We start from the raw sequence: 18159 nt of genomic DNA, 5'->3' as shown, positions 1-18159 counted from the left end.
ATATTTTCATAAAGTTAAACTAAAAATACAAATTCCTTTAGTTCTCCCGAATTATGAAATACACTAACTGTTAGTAAAAATGACTAAGAGTTAGGGAATATGAGCCAATTTCGTCAACAGGATAACTTACTCGGCCAATCAGACAGCTTTTTAGCTGTACTGGATCAAGTATCACAGCTGGCAAGTTTAGATAAACCGGTACTAATTATTGGTGAGCGCGGTACGGGTAAAGAGTTAATTGCTGCTCGTTTACACTTTTTGTCAAAACGCTGGGAGCAAAACTATGTAAAGCTCAACTGCGCGGCATTAAACGAGAACCTCCTCGAAAGCGAATTATTTGGCCATGAAAGCGGCGCATTTACCGGTGCCAGTAAGCGCCATGAAGGCCGCTTTGAACGTGCAAATTCAGGTACTCTATTCTTAGATGAATTAGCAAATACCTCAGCTATGGTGCAAGAGAAACTGTTACGAGTTATTGAGTACGGCGAGTTTGAGCGTGTCGGGGGCAAACAAACGGTAAAAGTTGATACCCGCTTAGTCTGTGCTACCAATGAAGATCTGCCCTATTTGGCCGAGCAAGGCGAGTTTCGCAGTGATTTACTCGATCGCCTGGCGTTTGATGTGATCACCCTGCCACCGCTACGTGAACGCCAAGACGACATAATGCTATTGGCCGAACAGTTTGCCATTAATATGGCTCGCGATTTAGAATGGGAGCTGTTTAGCGGCTTTACCCGAAGCGCCGTTGAAATACTACAAAGCTATGATTGGCCAGGTAACATCCGAGAACTAAAAAATGTCGTAGAGCGTAGTTTGTATCGCCACGGCAATGAACATATCCCCGTTCACCAGATTATTTTAGACCCATTTGAGAGCAAGTTTAGACCCAAGCAGCGAATTAAAGCACCATTAAAATCAGAGCAAACGGTGATAGAGGCCCCAAGCACAGGCGAAGTTGCCCCTGTGAATGAGCCTGCGCAACACAGCTTTCCATGCAGTTTAAAAGATCTCTCTAACGAGTTTGAAATTGATTTAATAAAAAAAGCACTCGAATTCAGCCAATTTAATCAAAAGAAGACTGCAGAAGTACTTGGTTTGACGTATCATCAACTTAGAGGCTATTTGAAAAAATATAATTTACTAGATCAACAACAATAGTCAGAGGTTGAACCGGTGTATAAATTATTACTTGGGCTATTTTCGCTGAGCTTAACAGGCTGCTTAGATACGAAAGAACCAACACTAGAAGAAAAAAACCAAGGCTTAGTTTATTGTGCTGAGGCGAACCCTGTATCGTTTAATCCACAAGTAACGACCACAGGTTCAACAATCGATATCATTGCTAATCAGCTTTATGACCGTTTGATCAGTATTGACCCTATAACGGCAGAGTTTCAAAGCGAGCTGGCAACCGACTGGAAAATCAGCCCTGACGGAAAAGCCGTCACCTTTACTCTACGTAAAGGGGTTAAATTTCATAGCACCAACTACTTTACACCTACTCGCGATTTTAATGCCGACGACGTTATTTTTACCTTCAGTCGTTTATTTGATGTATACAACCCTTATCATTTTGTTGGTGATGCAAATTATCCTTATTTTCAAAGTGTGGGGATTGACCAACTTATTCGCCGCATAGTGCGTGTATCGGACTACCAAGTTCGGTTTGAGTTATTTAATGCTGAGAGCAGTTTTTTAGCCAATATGGCAACAGATTTTGCCGTGGTTTTGTCTCAAGAATATGCGATGAAATTAAAAGCCCAACAACAACTCGATTTATTTGATCAATACCCAATTGGCACTGGCCCTTATATTTATAAAGAATACCGTCGTGATCATTTAGTTCGTTATTATCGCAATAACGCCTACTGGAAACACAAAGTCGACCTTGAGCAATTGGTTTACGATATCACCCCTAATGGCACCACACGTATAGCGAAAATGCTAACCAAAGAATGTGATGTTACTGCACACCCAAGTAGTGCACAGTTGAGTATTTTAGCGAACCGAGCTGACATAAATGTACAAAAAGAGACTAATCTTAATGTAGGTTATTGGGCGTTTAATACTGAGCGCCCCCCATTTAACGACATCAAAGTCCGCCAAGCACTCGCTCACGCCATCGATATTGACAAAATAATGCAAGCTGTGTTTTACGGTAATGGTATCCGTGCACAATCAATTTTACCGCCTACCTCTTGGGCTTATCAATCTCAAGGTAACATGCCTGCGTTTGACCCCGAACTTGCCAAAAAACTGCTTAACGAAGCTGGTTTAGAAAATGGCTTTGATATGACAATCTGGGCTATGCCGGTCAGTCGTATCTATAACCCCAACGCCCGAAAAATGGCTGAGTTGATGCAAAGTGACTTACGTAAAATCGGGGTCAATGTCAGTATTGTTGAATATGAGTGGAATACCTTTATTCAACGTATTGGGGAGCACCGCCACGATAGTGTACTACTAGGATGGGCGGCCGATACACCTGATCCTGATAACTTTTTTAGCCCATTGTTAAGTTGCTCAGCCACGTTTAGCGGTAAAAACCCAGCTAACTGGTGCGACCCAGCATTTGACTTATTACTTACTCAAGCACTTGATACCACAGATTTAGAAATGAGGAAACGCTATTATCAACAAGCACAAGCTATGTTGATAAAAGAGCTCCCCTTATTACCATTGGCACATGGCATGCGCTTTCAAGCCAGTAGCAGTGATGTAGAAGGTATCCCGCTTGGCCCATTTGGCGCAATATCACTGGCTAATGCGAGGAAAAAATAATGGTATTAGATTATTTTTTACGCCGCCTAGGCTTGTTACTATTTATGATGCTCACCTTGAGTATTTTTACGTTTTCATTAAGTTATTTGTTCCCCGGTGATGCGCTCAGTAACTTAAGCGGCATTACTAATACCAGCTTTTCGCAAACCAGTGAACTACAAGAAAAATATCACTTTAATGATAATTACATTACCCAATATTTTGCATTTTTAGAACGCATTGTTTTGGGTGATTGGGGCCTATCTTTTGCCTCAGGTGATAACGTATTTAACCATATTATTGATTTATTCCCTGCAACACTCGAATTAAGCTTATACGCGCTCATTATTTCAGTGGTCATTGGTGTGCCCGCAGGTATTTTAGCCGCGGCTTACCATAAAAAATTGCCTGATAAACTCATCAACTCAATCACATTAGCAGGCTACTCAATACCTGTTTTTTGGTTGGCGTTATTATTAATCATGGTGTTCTCACTGCAATTAGGTTGGTTTCCTATGTCGGGCCGTATGGGGTTACTTTATGAAATCCCCCGCAAACGGGATTTATTTTAATTGATATTGCACTCGCTGGGTTTCCTTATTCGGGTATGGCAATGCTCGATGCCCTGCATCATCTGACTCTGCCAACCATCGTACTGGCAATGTACCCTACCACGGTATTAATTCGATTTACCCGTGAATCCATGCTACATGTACTTGACCAGAACTTTATTAAAACAGCCCGAGCCAAAGGTCTTAACCGCGCACAATTAATTGTGCACCATGCACTGCGCAATGCTTTATTACCAGTGATCAAACAAATCGGCTTACAGTTTAGTACTTTGATCACTCTTGCTATGATCACCGAAGTTATTTTTTCATGGCCGGGCATAGGTCGCTGGCTCATTGATAGTATTTATCAACGTGATTATCCTGCTATACAAGGTGGTTTATTAGCGGTCTCTATGTTTGTTATTTTAGCCACTATTATTGCTGAACTGACCTACACCCTGTTCGATCCGCTTTCTCGGAACCAAGCACATGGCAAAGTTTAATTTATTTTCTGAAGAATCAAATAAAGCGCCTCTGGCGCGGTTTTGGCGCAAGTTTAAATCAAATCATCCAGCTTTAGTCGGGCTGTGGGTGTTTATTGCATTTGCGATATTAGCTGCGGCTGCGCCTTTTATTGCCCCCTATGGTGTGAATCAGCAGCACAGCGATGCTCTTCTTATTCCCCCCTCATGGCATGAAATGGGCGATGTGCGATTTTTACTCGGAACAGATGATCTTGGACGTGATGTGTTATCACGGTTAATGAATGGTGCAACCTACACATTTGGTTTATCTGTTATAGCGGCCCTGATAACCACAATCATCGGTGTATTGGTTGGTACTTTTGCCGGTATTAGCCGCGGCTTACGTTCAAGCTTTTTGAATCACTTACTCGATATCACTTTATCCATCCCCTCTTTGCTGCTAGCAATAATAATAATCGCAATTTTAGGCCCCGGCCTAATGAATACAGTGTGGGCAATTATTTTAGCGCTACTGCCGCAATTTATTCATTCGGTACGTAATTTAATCGTAACTGAGCTGGGTAAGGATTATATAACTGCTTTTAAGCTGGATGGTGCCTCTAATTGGCATATCCTCTCACGGGGTATTTTTCCTAATATCTATGAACATATTGTGGTTATTTTTACCATGGCGCTTTCAACCGCTATATTAGACATATCAGCCCTTGGCTTTTTAAAACTCGGTGCGCAGCCTCCAACCACAGAATGGGGCGCTATTTTGGCAGAGAACTTAGAGCTTGATATACTTAGCACCGTGGACAGTAGGATTACCTGGGGTACTACTCTTTTTAGCCGTGTTATCAACTAATTTAGTTGGCGATGGTCTTCGCCAAGTGTTAAAAGCACGTAAGGCAGATTAAATGCAATTACTCGACATACGAAATTTAACTATAGAGCTGCAAACACCCGATACAGTGATACGTGCAGTAGATAGAGTAAGCTTGAGTTTAAAAGAAGGTGAAGTTCATGCGCTGGTGGGTGAATCAGGATCAGGCAAAAGCCTTATCGCTAAAGCCATTGTTGGGGTATTAAATAAACGCTGGCATATCACAGCCGACCGCATGCACTGGCGCGGTGTTGACCTTATGCGTTTATCAAACGAGCAACGCCGTAAGATTGTAGGCCAAGACATTGCCATGATTTATCAAGATCCTAGTCGCTGCTTAGACCCCACTGCGAAAATTTTTGATCAAATAGCCGAGACTCTTCCCGAAATTCAAGAAAAAGGGTTTTTCTTAAAACGTAACCGCCAACGCAAAGACCGGGTAAAAGCACTGATCCATAAGGTGGGAATTAAAGATCATGAAAAGGTCTTAACCAGCTACCCTCATGAACTTTCAGAAGGGGTGTGTCAAAAAGTAATGATTGCCATGGCCATTGCCCGTACACCAAAGCTATTAATTGCTGATGAGCCCACCACAGCTCTAGAAAGCACTACCCGCGCCCAGGTATTCAGGTTACTTAAAAGCTTAAACCAGCTAAAAAACATGTCGATATTAATGATCTCTCACGAACTAGAAGAAATTATTAATTGGTCCCATGGCATGCACGTATTATATTGCGGGCAAATGGTAGAAGCAGGCCCTACAGCTAAAATATTTAGCCAGCCACGTCACCCGTACACTCAAGCACTATTAAAAAGCTTACCCGATTATGAGCAAGGGCTTGCTCATAAAGAACCTTTTTACGCTCTCAAAGGGACGATCCCAACGTTGCAGCATTTACCAATAGGGTGTCGTCTTGGCCCTCGCTGCCCACAAGCACAAAGAGCTTGCGTGGTCACCCCAAAGTTAACTAAACAGCATGGTCACAGTTATGCGTGTCATTTCCCTTTAATTAAGGCGATGAAATAATGCAACCTCTATTGAAAGTACAAGCCTTATCAAAAAGCTTTAACCTTCGTGCAGGGATCTTTTCACGTAAACGCTTTGCAGTATTAAAAAATATTTCGTTTTGCTTAGAACAAGGAGAAACCCTGGCTATTATCGGCGAAACGGGCTCTGGAAAAAGTACCCTAGCAAAACTGCTTGCCGGTGCCGATCATGCAGATAGCGGGCAAATTCTACTCGATGGCAACATTATCGAAAACAATGGCATTCGCAATCAGCAATGCCGCCATATTCGAATGATTTTTCAAGACTCAGAAGCCTCGCTAAACCCAGGCTTGACTATTGGCGACATGCTCGACGACTGCCTGCAATATAATACCTCATTAGATAAACAAACCCGCGGCGAAAAAATAACCACAACTTTATCTAAGGTTGGTTTGCTCAACGACCATCAACATTATTACCCACACATGTTCAGCGGCGGTCAATTACAACGTATTGCCCTAGCCCGTGCATTAATTCTTGATCCAAAAGTAGTGGTACTCGACGAAGCGCTATCATCACTAGACCCATCAGTACGGGCGCAAACAGTCAACCTATTGCTAAAGCTGCAACAAGACACCGGTTTAAGTTATATCTTGATCACCCATCACCTAAGCCTAGTACGCCACATCAGCGACCAGTTAGTGGTACTCGATCACGGTGAAATAGTCGAGTACGGCAAAACCGAAGATATTTTCCAAGATCCACAATCTAACGTAACCCAGAAATTGTTGAGTTGTTGAATATAGTTACGAGGTGCTAGGTGAAAGGTTCTAGGAAAAGCCAGAGCAGCCCGGCGTTAGATTTATCACCGTAGGTTGTGGTTGAGAGCAACGAAACTCAACATTTAGTGTGAGCTCTGAGCGATGCTCTAGAACGAAAAACTGGCGGTCGGGTAAACTCGTTTTTGGACAAAAACGTTTTAGGTCGTCGGCTATATTAGGTGAATTTCGTATAAAAATTTTATGGGCTAACTCCTGATTAATCGGTAAAACAGTTTAGCTGTTTTATTGCTCCGTTTGCAATTAAAAATGACGAGCTAGTTTGAATAAGTAACTTGATCTGCCAGATTTGATTTCTAGAGTTGAATCAAATCTGGCAATGAATAGCCGATTTAAAACATATTTATCTGTTTCGTCCTAAAAGCTTTTCTAACTTTTTCTCCGCTACTTTATCATTTAATGATAGAGCCTTATATTCATCAATAAGCTTTGTTAAACCTGAATTTTTTTCACCACGAAAATATTCAATATTACGTTCGATTTTCTTCAAGATCTTAATTAGGCTAACATCATTGACTAGAGAAACATCTTCTTTGTCAGCAAATAGGTTTTTCTCTTGCGGGAAGTTCACAAAGTAACGTAAACCACGTTTACCTTCACCTGACGGGTAAAGTAAGCCATTATCAACTAATGACTTTAAATCCCTCGTTGCGGTTGCTGGTGGCGCCCCGGTAATAGCTCGATACTTTTCATTAGTTAAACCATCACGCACAAAGCCGTCAGAGCCTACTGTGAAGATTTTTTTCATCACCTTCTCTTGGCGTTGGTTGAGTTTGACCTCATCATATTCAGCCCAAAATTTTGATTTTTGCAAAACAAATTCAACAGACTCAAGCGACTTATCTTGCGAGGTTCTAACTAGCTCAACAAACCACGCTATCCACTCATTAATTTGTAAACCATAATTAGTATTTCTAAGCTTTTGATAATAATCCATTCGATTAGTATTAATCATGCTCGACATACTAAAAAGCGGAGGTCTCGAAAAGTCTTGAAATAACGCATGCTCGGCTATGGCTCTACCAACACGGCCATTACCATCTTGAAACGGATGAATAGCGACAAACCATAAATGAGCAACTGCTGCTTTTATAGGGCCTGAACAATTGGTGCTGTTATACCACTGTATAAAAGCATCCATTTCATGTTCAACCTCAGTGCGGTTATTACCTGGTGCTTTGTAGATGGTTTCACTTTCGCCGTATAAGTCTTCTCTTATTACATCAATAGGCGAGTCTCGATAATCGCCTTTAGTAATAGGGTTTACATAATAATCTTCACTACCGTGTAATAGCAGCGTGTGCCAATGACAAAGTAAGGTTTTAGACATAGCGCTTTTAATGCTTTTACGCACATCAACAAGCATCGCCGCAATGCCTTTTTCTTTAGGGAAGTAACCACCACGCTCTGGCTCTTTTAACCCAAGGAAACGAGCAACCGATGAGCGCACCTCTTCACGGTTAAGTTTTTCACCTTCAATGGCACTGGTGCTTAATGCTTCTTCCACCAGTAAGTGGACAAATGCATCGTTATGGTCATTCGACGGTATTTGCGATAATGCCCCTTCAATGCTGTAGGCTTTTTTTTGAATACTCGCTGACACTTGCTTCAAAGCGTGTCACATCATATTCAAATTTAGGCCAATTTTTCTGTTGCCAATGATACATGTGATTTAAACCTTTGATAGTTATAAATCATTTTATACCAAATTTTGATTTAAAAATCCATGCTTTATGAATCACATGGAGAGTAGTTTTGATTTATAAAGTGAAGATGTATGAATCAACTCAATCCTTTAGGCAGGATTGAGTTATTTAAACGTCCGCTTTGCTCAACACAGATCTTTAGAGTATTTGCGTTAACACATTTGGGGACGGAAAAAGGTTATCTCTAAATGATTAAAATCAGCACTATACGGTCTAATTTGCACCTCAATTATTGATGTTTTTTATGTTTCCTCTTAAGCGCAGCGTCTCTTAATCTCTTTGTGAATAAATCTATTAAAGGGCTTTGCCAACATTCAGAATACATCGAAGAAATAAAAACACTCGATAATGCAGTGCATTGGTGCAGACTAACTGGGTGTTTTTTTCGTTGGGTTTCGTTTCACTCTACCCAACCTACGCGTGTTACATAAAAGTACTTCAAAGTAAACTCAAACCTACAAGCCACACTCCCCCTGAAACCTAGTTACCTAGCACCTTTAACTTTTAACCTTTATCTCCCACCCACAAAAAAAGCGCCAATTGGCGCTTTTTAGTTTTGCTTAATTAAGCTTACTCAGCAGGTGTTGCTTGTGCTGGTAAGTTTAACTCTGCTTTGGCTTTTAATGCATCGATGAACACCATGTAGTTTTTATTTACTTGGGCCATAGTGATGTTTTGCTTTTGCTGTGCTTCAAGCTCACCTTCAACTGATGCGTTTGTAACAGACTTAAGTGCGACGATTGCTGCGTCACCATTGCTCAGCTCTACTTTATCAACCACAGGGGTGTCAGTAGGGTGAGCCATTTTAAACACTTGCTGTACGATTGCAGGTGATACTGCATACGCTTGACGTGTTAAAGCAGCTTCTTGACGTAGCTCTAAGCCTTGCTCAGTTGCAAGTTCAGTTAAGCTTTTACCTGCTGAGATTTCAGCAAATAATGTTGTTGCTTTTTCTTTTGCAAGTTCAGATGCTTTTTGGCTCACTAAACGTGTTTTAATTTGCTCAGATACATCCGCAAGTGGTTTCGTGCTCGCAGGCTTATGCTCGCTTACACGTACAATCACAACGTGCTCATCACCTACTTCAACAACTTCGGAGTTCATGCCATCTTCAAGTACATCTGGTGAGAAGATTGCGCTGATAACAGCTGGTGTATTTAAAGGTGCTGGTAATTCATTACGGGCAACAAGTGGCGTGGTCGTTACTTCAACGCCTACGGTTTCTGCTGCATCCACTAAGTTGTCAGACATTTCAAATGCGACTTCACTCATTTGTGTTTGCTTTTCATAGAAGGCATTCACTTTTTCAGTGCGCTCAAGCTCTGCACGTAAGTCAGCTTTAACATCATCGTATGGTTTTGTTTGCTGGCTTTGAATATCGGTTAGTTGAATGATGTGATAACCAAACTCAGATTCAACAACATCAGAAAAGTCACCTTTTGCATTAAGTGCGAATGCAGCTTCTTCAAAAGCTGGATCCATCATGTCGCGTTCAATCCAGTCTAGATCACCGCCCATTTCAGCACTGACGATATCATCTGATGATGATTCAGCTAATGCTGCAAAGTCACTACCTTGTTGCAATTGCGCTAACAAGTCTTCTGCTTTGCTTTTCGCTGCATCGTCGTCTTCACTATTATCTATTAAGATATGTGATACACGGCGTTTCTCAGGCTCTACGTATTGTGCACTGTTTTGCTCGTAGTAAGCTTTTACTTCTTCTTCGCTTACATTGCTCTGTAAGTCTAGGTCAACTGCATTTAAATCAATGTAGCTTACCGATACTTGTTCAGGCGCTAAAAACTGTGACGTGTTTAGGTCGTAATAATCTGCAATTTCTTGCTCGGTTACTTCAATCCCCTCTTGTAACGACTCTTTATTTACTACCACGTAATCAATGCTACGCGTTTGTTGTTGTAACGCCACTGCACTTGCTAATTCGTTATCAAGGGCAAAGTCAGTGCCTGCAACTGCTGAGATTAGCTGACTACGAGTCATTTCTTCACGTAAGTATTCACGAAATGCATCCGGTTGGAAGTTCATTTGACGAATAACTTGTAAGTAGCGGTCGTTATTAAATTGGCCACCGATTTGGAAGTATGGCAATTCTAAAATTGCTTTTTTAACACTTTCATCACTTACGCGTAAACCAAGTTCGTGTGCTAGTTGAGTTTGCAGTTCTTGTTGTACTAGACGGTCAACGACACCTTGGCGAATTTGTGCCATGTAATTTGGATCTGCAGTAATTTGTGCAAAGTATTCACCAAATTGTTGTTCTAAGCGGTTACGCTCATTTTGGTACGCGCGGTTAAATTCGGTTTGACTAATTTTAACTCCATTTACTTCAGCAACAGGCTGCTCTGTGGTTTGACCTAAGTAACCACCGATCCCTGCTAAAGCAAAAGATAAAATCACCGCGCCTAAAATAACTTTGGCTACCGGTCCTTGCGAACCTTCTCTGATTTTCTCAAGCATTTATATATCTCTATTCTATTCTGAGGCAGAAATCGCCTTGCTAATGTAAAAAAAGCGTATCTTACCAGATACGCTTTTTTTGTTGAAGCAATTGGCGATAAAGATAGCTATTTGTGCTAAAAAGCAACGAGCTTCTTACACTGCCAAAACTAATTCACATAAAACAGTGATTAGCTATTACATGCATCTTTAAGCGCTTTACCAGCTTTGAAAGCAGGGATGGTCGCTGCAGCGATTTGAATTGTTTCGCCAGTTTGTGGGTTACGGCCTGAACGTGCTGCACGCTCACGTACTGAGAAAGTACCGAAACCTACTAGTGCAACTGAATCGCCGTCTTTAAGAGCGCCCGATACAGACTCGATGAATGAATCTAGTGCACGACCTGCAGCCGCTTTAGAAATGTCAGCGTCAGCTGCGATTTGATCGATTAATTGAGATTTATTCACAATATCATCCTCTTTCATTGTTATTATCAAGAGCGATTGTTTTTTAAACTAACATCACTATTTTGAAAATTTTAGAGCAAACTATTTCATGCTCGTACGATTGTAATTTTTCTTCAGCCTAGGCCACATAAGGCCTAGGCTTGAAAAACCAGTGCTTAACTTATCATACCATCTAGATTTGAAAAGCCCTTTAAAGCACTTTTTTTCGGTTTTTTAGTGCTTTTTAGCCGTTTCGACTGAAAAACTCTCAACTGGGTGTACTAACGCCAGTTCTAAAACCTCATCAATCCAAGTAACTGGGTGAATATCAAGGCCTGCTAATACATTGTCAGGGATCTCTTTTAAGTCACGTTCGTTAATTTTTGGAATAATAACTGTTTTAATGCCACCACGATGCGCAGCTAATAGCTTTTCTTTTAAACCACCAATTGGCAGTACTTCTCCACGTAACGTAATTTCACCTGTCATGGCAACATCTGCGCGTACAGGGTTACCCGTTAAGCTAGAGACTAAACCTGTGACCATCGCCGCACCTGCACTTGGGCCATCTTTCGGCGTAGCACCTTCTGGTACGTGCACGTGAATATCACGTTTTTCGTAAAAATCGTTATTAATACGGAACGTGTCTGCACGGTTGCGTACTACCGTCATCGCCGCTTGAATCGACTCTTGCATTACATCACCTAGAGAACCTGTATAGCTTAACTTGCCTTTGCCTGGCACAGCTGCGCATTCGATTGTTAATAAATCGCCGCCCACTTCTGTCCACGCTAAACCGGTCACTTGACCAATGCGGTCACCATCTTCGGCTTTGCCGTAATCAAAACGTTGCACACCTAAGAACTCTTCTAGGTTTTGCTCATTAATAGTGACTACTTTTGTTTCTTTCTCAAGCAAGATGTTTTTCACCGCTTTACGGCATAACTTAGACACTTCACGCTCTAAGTTACGTACACCGGCTTCACGGGTGTAGTAACGAATAATACCGACAATGGCGCTGTCTTCGATAACCACTTCACCATCTTTTAAGCCATTACGCTTAACTTGCTTCGGAATTAAATGCTGTTTAGCAATATTGAGTTTTTCATCTTCGGTGTAACCCGATAAACGAATCACTTCCATCCGGTCTAATAATGGTCCTGGAATATTAAAGCTGTTTGATGTTGCAACAAACATAACATCAGATAAGTCATAATCAACTTCTAAGTAATGATCCGCAAAGTGGCTATTTTGCTCAGGATCGAGTACTTCAAGTAATGCTGATGCTGGATCGCCACGCATATCTGATGACATTTTGTCTATTTCATCTAACAAGAATAATGGGTTTTTAACGCCCACTTTACTCATGTTTTGAATCAGTTTACCTGGCATAGAGCCAATATATGTACGACGGTGACCACGAATTTCTGCTTCATCACGTACGCCACCCAGCGCCATACGAATATACTTACGACCCGTTGAGCGAGCAATCGATTGCCCTAATGAGGTTTTACCAACGCCAGGAGGACCGACTAAACATAAGATTGGGCCTTTTAGCTTATTAGTACGTTGTTGCACCGCGAGGTATTCAATAATGCGTTCTTTCACTTTATCTAAGCCGTGGTGATCGCTATCTAAAATCTTTTGCGCACCGGCTAGGTCTTTTTTCACTTTCGAGCGCTTTTTCCATGGTACATTGATCAGCGTATCTATGTATGAGCGTACAACGGTGGCTTCAGCCGACATGGGCGACATCATTTTTAATTTAGCTAATTCTGAATTGGCTTTTTTCTTGTGCATCGCTGCTCATGCCTGATTCTTCAATACGCTTTTTCAACGCTTCGAATTCGTCAGGTACGTCGTCAAGCTCGCCTAATTCTTTTTGAATGGCTTTCATTTGCTCGTTGAGATAATACTCACGCTGCGATTTTTCCATCTGCTTTTTAACGCGAGTACGAATCTTTTTCTCAACTTGCAGTAAATCGATTTCGCCTTCCATTAACGCCATTAAGTATTCAAGACGTTCGGTTACGTTTGCGATCTCAAGTACTTTTTGTTTTTCTGGCACTTTAAGCGGCATGTGAGCTGCCATAGTATCAGCAAGGCGCGGTGCTTCATCAATACCACTGACCGAGGTGAGTACCTCAGGTGGAATTTTTTATTAAGTTTTACATAGCCTTCAAACTGGCTAACAGCGCTGCGGATAAAGATATCTTGCTCTTGCTCATCAATTTCTTCAGAACTAATAAACTCGGCATTCGCAACAAAAAAGTCATCGTTATCAACAAAGCTTTCAAGTTTTGCGCGTTGAATACCTTCGACTAGCACTTTTACAGTGCCATCAGGAAGTTTTAATAGTTGCAGCACAGTTGCGATAGTACCTACGCGGTAAATATCGTCTTGCTCTGGCTCATCGACTGTCGCGTCTTTTTGCGCAACAAGAAAAATTTGTTTGTCTTTATCCATTGCCGCTTCGAGGCATTTAATAGATTTTTCGCGGCCTACAAAAAGCGGGATCACCATGTGCGGGTACACCACCACATCGCGCAATGCCAGCACGGGGATTTCGACTCGATCTGTTCTCTCAAGCGTCATTATATTTCTCTTCGCTCTTCATTTATTTTAAAGATTACTCAAGTATATGGGGATAACCTAAGTAAAGTTCAACAATTTATGTCATTTGTAAGAAATAAATTATAAAAAAAAGGAGCCATTGGCTCCTCTTTGTAATATCAGTGATTAAAATTTATTCTGATGCTGCTTTATCTTGGCTAGCACTTTGATAAATCAAAATTGGGTCTGATTCACCTTTGATCACGGTTTCATCGATAACCACTTTGCTGACTTCTTCCATTGAAGGAAGTTCATACATGGTATCAAGTAATACAGCTTCAACAATTGAGCGAAGACCACGTGCACCTGTTTTACGCTCCATTGCTTTATGGGCAATTGCACGTAATGCATCTTCACGGAATTCAAGCTCAACGTCTTCCATACCAAATAATGCGCTGTACTGCTTAGTCAGTGCGTTTTTAGGCTCATCTAAGATTTGCACTAGCGCAGCTTCGTCTAGCTCAGTTAACGTAGCAACAACGGGTAAACGACCAATAAACTCTGGGATCAGGCCGTATTTTACTAAATCTTCTGGCTCTACATCTTTAAATGTTTCACTTAAAGAGCGGCTCGATGCAGATTCTTTAACGCTAACACCAAAACCAATACCGGTATTTTTATGGCTGCGTTGCTCAATCACTTTATCTAGCCCTGCGAATGCACCACCACAGATAAATAAGATCTTAGAGGTATCAACTTGCAAAAACTCTTGTTGTGGGTGTTTACGACCACCTTGTGGTGGTACTGATGCAACAGTGCCTTCAATCAGTTTCAGTAAGGCTTGTTGTACGCCTTCGCCTGATACGTCACGGGTAATTGATGGATTGTCTGATTTACGTGAGATTTTGTCGATTTCATCAATATAAACAATACCACGTTGTGCTTTTTCTACGTCGTAGTCACACTTTTGCAGCAGCTTTTGAATGATGTTTTCAACATCTTCACCCACATAACCGGCTTCGGTTAGTGTGGTTGCATCGGCCATTGTAAATGGCACATCAAGTAAACGTGCAAGTGTCTCTGCAAGTAATGTTTTACCACTACCTGTTGGACCTATTAGCAAGATATTACTTTTACCGAGTTCAATATCAACTTTAGTACTTTGATTACGTAGGCGCTTATAGTGGTTATAAACCGCTACCGACAATACTTTTTTGGCGTGATCTTGGCCGATAACATAATCATCTAAATGGTTACGAATTTCTTTCGGTGCAGGCAGTTTATCAGACGTATTGTGCTTTGGCGCAATATCTTTGATCTCTTCCCTGATAATGTCGTTACACAGCTCAACACATTCATCACAAATGTATACTGAAGGCCCTGCAATGAGTTTACGAACTTCATGCTGGCTTTTGCCACAAAAAGAGCAGTATAACAATTTATTACTTTTGTCGCCGTCTGTAGGAGTGTCAGACATTCAGCTACCTCATCTTATACGTTGGCTGCCAAGCTTCTTAGCAGCTATTTCAATACGCTTAACTATACCAAAAATTATTGGCTTTCACAGTGTAAACAATTCAAGTGAGTACCGTTAGCACTCACTTTGCCTATTTACTTACTGTCGCGATTAGTAAATACCGAGTCAACTAAACCGTAATCAACGGCTTGACTTGCGCTCATAAAGTTGTCGCGGTCAGTATCGCGTGAAATCACATCTAACGGCTGGCCAGTGTGCTCTGCCATTAAACGGTTAAGCTTGTCTTTAATAGACAGGATTTCTTTAGCATGAATTTCAAAGTCAGATGCTTGACCTTGGAAACCACCTAAAGGTTGGTGAATCATCACGCGTGAATTAGGTAAACAATAACGCTTACCTTTTGCACCAGCTGTTAGTAAGAATGCACCCATGCTCGCTGCTTGGCCAACACAAATAGTACTTACATCTGGTTTAATAAAATTCATGGTATCGTAAATTGCCATACCCGCTGTCACAGAACCACCTGGTGAATTGATATATAAAAAGATATCTTTTTCTGGGTTCTCTGATTCTAAAAATAGCATTTGCGCTAAAATTAGATTCGCCATGTTGTCTTCAACTTGACCAGTTAAAAAAATGATTCTCTCTTTTAATAGTCTCGAATATATATCATACGAGCGCTCGCCTTTCGCTGTTTGTTCAACAACCATTGGGACTAATGCATTTAGAGGATCTGTCATACCAGTGTTGTTCATACTTATTTTATTCCTTATGCGCTTATACTTATCCTGAATATAAGAAAAGCATAGTTATCTTTTTGGCAAAATTGAAGGCCACAAACTAAAATGGCTCGGGCACACTGCAAAATACAGAGTAACACGAGCCATTTAATCGTTAGCGAGGGCTTAAGTCAATGACTTATTAAGCACCTTGCTGTGGATTCATGATGTCATCAAATGCTTTTTCAACATCAGAAACGTCTGCTTTAGCTAAAATAGCTTCTACAGCTTGCTCTTCCATTGCAACATTACGCATTTGCTGCATAAGTTGATCATTTGCTTTGTAGTATTCTACTACTTCAGTTGGATCTTCGTATGCAGAAGCAACTGTAGCAATTAATGCTTCAACTTTAGCATCATCAACTTTGATCTCGTTCGCTTTAATTACTTCACCTAGTAATAGGCCAGTTTTAACGCGAGTTACTGCTTGCTCGTGGAACAACTCAGCTGGAAGCTCAGGCATGTTTTTAGCGTCGCCACCAAAACGTTGTGCAGCTTGCTGACGTAGTGCATCAATTTCTTGATCTACTAGCGCTTTAGGCACTTCGATTTCGTTGTTAGCTAAAAGACCTTTGATTGCTTGGTCTTTCACGTTAGCTTTAACCGCTTGGTCAAGCTCGCGTGTCATGTTCTTTTTCACTTCTTCTTTAAGTGCGTCAACGCCGCCTTCAGTTACACCGAACTTAGTTGCGAACTCTTCGCTTAGTTCAGGTAGCTCTTGTGCTTCAACTTTCTTCACAGAGATAGTGAATTGAGCAGCTTTACCTTTAAGGTTTTCAGCGTGGTAATCGTCAGGGAAAGTTACATCAGCAACTACTTCTTCGCCTGCTTTTTTACCTACGATGTTATCTTCAAAACCTGGGATCATACGACCTTGGCCAAGTTCTAATGGGAAGTCTTCAGCTTTACCGCCTTCAAATACTTCGCCGTCGATAGTGCCTTCGAAGTCAACTGTTACGCGATCGTTCTCGCCAGCAGCTGCATCTACTTCAGCCCATGATGCATGTTGCTTACGTAGCGTTTCTAGCATGTTTGCTAAATCTTCGTCAGTAACTGTTACAGCAGGCTTTTCTACAGTGATTTTATCTAAACCTTGAACTTCAACTTCAGGGTAAACTTCAAACGTTGCAGAGAATTCTAAATCTTTACCAGCTTCAAGCGCTTTAGGTGCGAAAGTGGGTGTACCCGCTGGGTTGATTTTTTCAGCTACGATTGCTTCGTAGAAGTTACGTTGCATTAATTCGCCAGCAACTTCTTGACGAACTGCGCCACCGTAACGCTTGTTGATTACAGACGTTGGTACTTTACCAGGACGGAAACCATCAATACGCTGGGTTTTTGACAGTTGTTGTAAGCGTTTTTTTACTTCGGTCTCAACGTTCTCTGCAGGAACGGTGATAGTCAGACGGCGCTCAAGGCCTTGAGTCGTCTCAACAGAAACTTGCATGATATACCTCAATCTTCAATTTTGGCGACTGTTCGCCTTCCTTACAAACACGGTGATCACTATGCGCTTGATACGTTAAAAGCCATTTATAAGACTTTCAATCTCCATCTTCACTATAAGATACCAATGCTGCTCTGCCCTTCGGGCACTATGTTAAACAATAGACGCGGCATTATAACCTAATATTTATGATAGTCGAGTCTAGGGGGAAATTATTTGGTTAGATCACGGATTATAGCGGGTAAATGTGTGAAAAGTAGGCGGTTCAACTGCAAGTTAGCAAGTTAGCAAGTTAGCAAGTTAGCAAGTTAGCAAGTTAGCAAGTTAGCAAGTTAGCAAGTTAGCAAGTTAGCAAGTTAGCAAGTTAGCAAGTTAGCAAGTTAGCAAGTTAGCAAGTTAGCAAGTTAGCAAGTTAGCAATATTTTAGCTTTAGGATTTAGTTGTGCAATATGAATTTTGAATTGTTTTTATTGAGAAAGTGGTCGGCGATGCAGGATTTGAACCTGCGACCCCTTGGACCCAAACCAAGTGCGCTACCAAACTGCGCTAATCGCCGATATTGAAGTATGAAACTTCGAATTTATTTTGAATACTTAAACGGTGAGTTTAAGACCACTTTAAAGAAAGTGGTCGGCGATGCAGGATTTGAACCTGCGACCCCTTGGACCCAAACCAAGTGCGCTACCAAACTGCGCTAATCGCCGATATTCTTTTTTGTAAATTGGGGTGACTGATGGGGCTCGAACCCACGACAACCGGAATCACAATCCGGGGCTCTACCAACTGAGCTACAATCACCACGGCATTTA

Annotated in this window: 11 protein-coding genes, 3 tRNA genes and 3 pseudogenes; 6 read left to right on the top strand and 11 right to left on the bottom strand. The window is 41.4% G+C overall.

Annotation, left to right across the window (positions count from 1 at the left end; all coding sequences use genetic code 11):
* Positions 1-99: 99 nt before the first annotated feature.
* The 6 genes and pseudogenes from pspF (at position 100) to ACU8V8_RS04065 (ending at position 6449) form a co-directional block, all read left to right on the top strand.
* Complete coding sequence (gene pspF, locus ACU8V8_RS04090; protein ID WP_446888925.1) at positions 100-1158, top strand: phage shock protein operon transcriptional activator; 1059 nt, start codon at positions 100-102, stop codon at positions 1156-1158.
* A gap of 15 nt (positions 1159-1173) precedes the next feature.
* Positions 1174-2781 carry an ABC transporter substrate-binding protein gene (locus ACU8V8_RS04085; protein ID WP_446888924.1) on the top strand — a complete coding sequence of 536 codons (1608 nt, stop codon included), beginning with the start codon at positions 1174-1176 and terminating at the stop codon, positions 2779-2781.
* A pseudogene (locus ACU8V8_RS04080) lies at positions 2781-3814 on the top strand (ABC transporter permease). Before ACU8V8_RS04085 ends, ACU8V8_RS04080 begins: the two are co-directional and overlap by 1 nt.
* Positions 3801-4695, top strand: a pseudogene (locus tag ACU8V8_RS04075) (ABC transporter permease subunit). Before ACU8V8_RS04080 ends, ACU8V8_RS04075 begins: the two co-directional pseudogenes overlap by 14 nt.
* Positions 4696-5688, top strand: a complete 993-nt coding sequence (locus ACU8V8_RS04070; RefSeq protein ID WP_087530784.1) for a peptide ABC transporter ATP-binding protein — start codon at positions 4696-4698, stop codon at positions 5686-5688. It abuts the pseudogene before it with no gap.
* Positions 5688-6449 carry an ATP-binding cassette domain-containing protein gene (locus ACU8V8_RS04065; protein WP_087530785.1) on the top strand — a complete coding sequence of 254 codons (762 nt, stop codon included), beginning with the start codon at positions 5688-5690 and terminating at the stop codon, positions 6447-6449. The genes ACU8V8_RS04070 and ACU8V8_RS04065 overlap by 1 nt, the downstream gene beginning before the upstream one ends.
* 382 nt (positions 6450-6831) lie before the next feature.
* Here the strand turns inward: ACU8V8_RS04065 and ACU8V8_RS04060 are convergent, their stop codons facing one another.
* From ACU8V8_RS04060 to ACU8V8_RS04010, 11 genes and pseudogenes are all read right to left on the bottom strand, one after another.
* Positions 6832-8091 (bottom strand): Fic family protein, encoded by a 1260-nt coding sequence (locus tag ACU8V8_RS04060; protein WP_446888923.1) that lies wholly within the window; start codon positions 8089-8091, stop codon positions 6832-6834.
* Positions 8054-8155 (bottom strand): DUF4172 domain-containing protein, encoded by a 102-nt coding sequence (locus ACU8V8_RS04055; RefSeq protein WP_446888922.1) that lies wholly within the window; start codon positions 8153-8155, stop codon positions 8054-8056. Before ACU8V8_RS04055 ends, ACU8V8_RS04060 begins: the two co-directional genes overlap by 38 nt.
* Before the next feature lie 609 nt (positions 8156-8764).
* Positions 8765-10669, bottom strand: coding sequence for a peptidylprolyl isomerase (gene ppiD, locus ACU8V8_RS04050; RefSeq protein WP_446888921.1), 1905 nt, complete (start codon positions 10667-10669; stop codon positions 8765-8767).
* Positions 10670-10839: 170 nt separating this feature from the next.
* On the bottom strand, positions 10840-11142 hold the full coding sequence (locus ACU8V8_RS04045; protein ID WP_290209683.1) for an HU family DNA-binding protein: 303 nt from the start codon (positions 11140-11142) through the stop codon (positions 10840-10842).
* A 186-nt stretch (positions 11143-11328) separates the two neighbouring features.
* Positions 11329-13689 (bottom strand): annotated as a pseudogene (gene lon / locus ACU8V8_RS04040) (endopeptidase La).
* A 151-nt stretch (positions 13690-13840) separates the two neighbouring features.
* On the bottom strand, positions 13841-15124 hold the full coding sequence (gene clpX, locus ACU8V8_RS04035; RefSeq protein ID WP_087530792.1) for an ATP-dependent protease ATP-binding subunit ClpX: 1284 nt from the start codon (positions 15122-15124) through the stop codon (positions 13841-13843).
* 134 nt (positions 15125-15258) lie between these two features.
* Positions 15259-15879, bottom strand: coding sequence for an ATP-dependent Clp endopeptidase proteolytic subunit ClpP (gene clpP, locus ACU8V8_RS04030; RefSeq protein WP_087530793.1), 621 nt, complete (start codon positions 15877-15879; stop codon positions 15259-15261).
* A gap of 166 nt (positions 15880-16045) precedes the next feature.
* Positions 16046-17350, bottom strand: coding sequence for a trigger factor (gene tig / locus ACU8V8_RS04025; protein ID WP_421959722.1), 1305 nt, complete (start codon positions 17348-17350; stop codon positions 16046-16048).
* A gap of 479 nt (positions 17351-17829) precedes the next feature.
* Positions 17830-17906: transfer RNA gene (locus ACU8V8_RS04020), tRNA-Pro, on the bottom strand.
* A gap of 71 nt (positions 17907-17977) precedes the next feature.
* Positions 17978-18054, bottom strand: a tRNA-Pro gene (locus tag ACU8V8_RS04015).
* An 18-nt stretch (positions 18055-18072) separates the two neighbouring features.
* Positions 18073-18148, bottom strand: a tRNA-His gene (locus ACU8V8_RS04010).
* Positions 18149-18159: the final 11 nt, after the last annotated feature.

This window comes from Pseudoalteromonas sp. SaAl2, assembly GCF_052947895.1.
This window is presented reverse-complemented; position numbering and strand designations above follow the sequence as displayed.

Excerpts from the sequence above, each read along its gene's own strand:
- pspF (WP_446888925.1), top strand. The coding sequence starts at position 100 with ATGAGCCAATTTCGTCAACAGGATAACTTACTCGGCCAATCAGACAGC.
- ACU8V8_RS04070 (WP_087530784.1), top strand. The coding sequence starts at position 4,696 with ATGCAATTACTCGACATACGAAATTTAACTATAGAGCTGCAAACACCC.
- ACU8V8_RS04065 (WP_087530785.1), top strand. The coding sequence starts at position 5,688 with ATGCAACCTCTATTGAAAGTACAAGCCTTATCAAAAAGCTTTAACCTT.
- ACU8V8_RS04055 (WP_446888922.1), bottom strand. The coding sequence starts at position 8,155 with ATGTATCATTGGCAACAGAAAAATTGGCCTAAATTTGAATATGATGTG.
- ppiD (WP_446888921.1), bottom strand. The coding sequence starts at position 10,669 with ATGCTTGAGAAAATCAGAGAAGGTTCGCAAGGACCGGTAGCCAAAGTT.
- clpX (WP_087530792.1), bottom strand. The coding sequence starts at position 15,124 with ATGTCTGACACTCCTACAGACGGCGACAAAAGTAATAAATTGTTATAC.
- clpP (WP_087530793.1), bottom strand. The coding sequence starts at position 15,879 with ATGAACAACACTGGTATGACAGATCCTCTAAATGCATTAGTCCCAATG.
- tig (WP_421959722.1), bottom strand. The coding sequence starts at position 17,350 with ATGCAAGTTTCTGTTGAGACGACTCAAGGCCTTGAGCGCCGTCTGACT.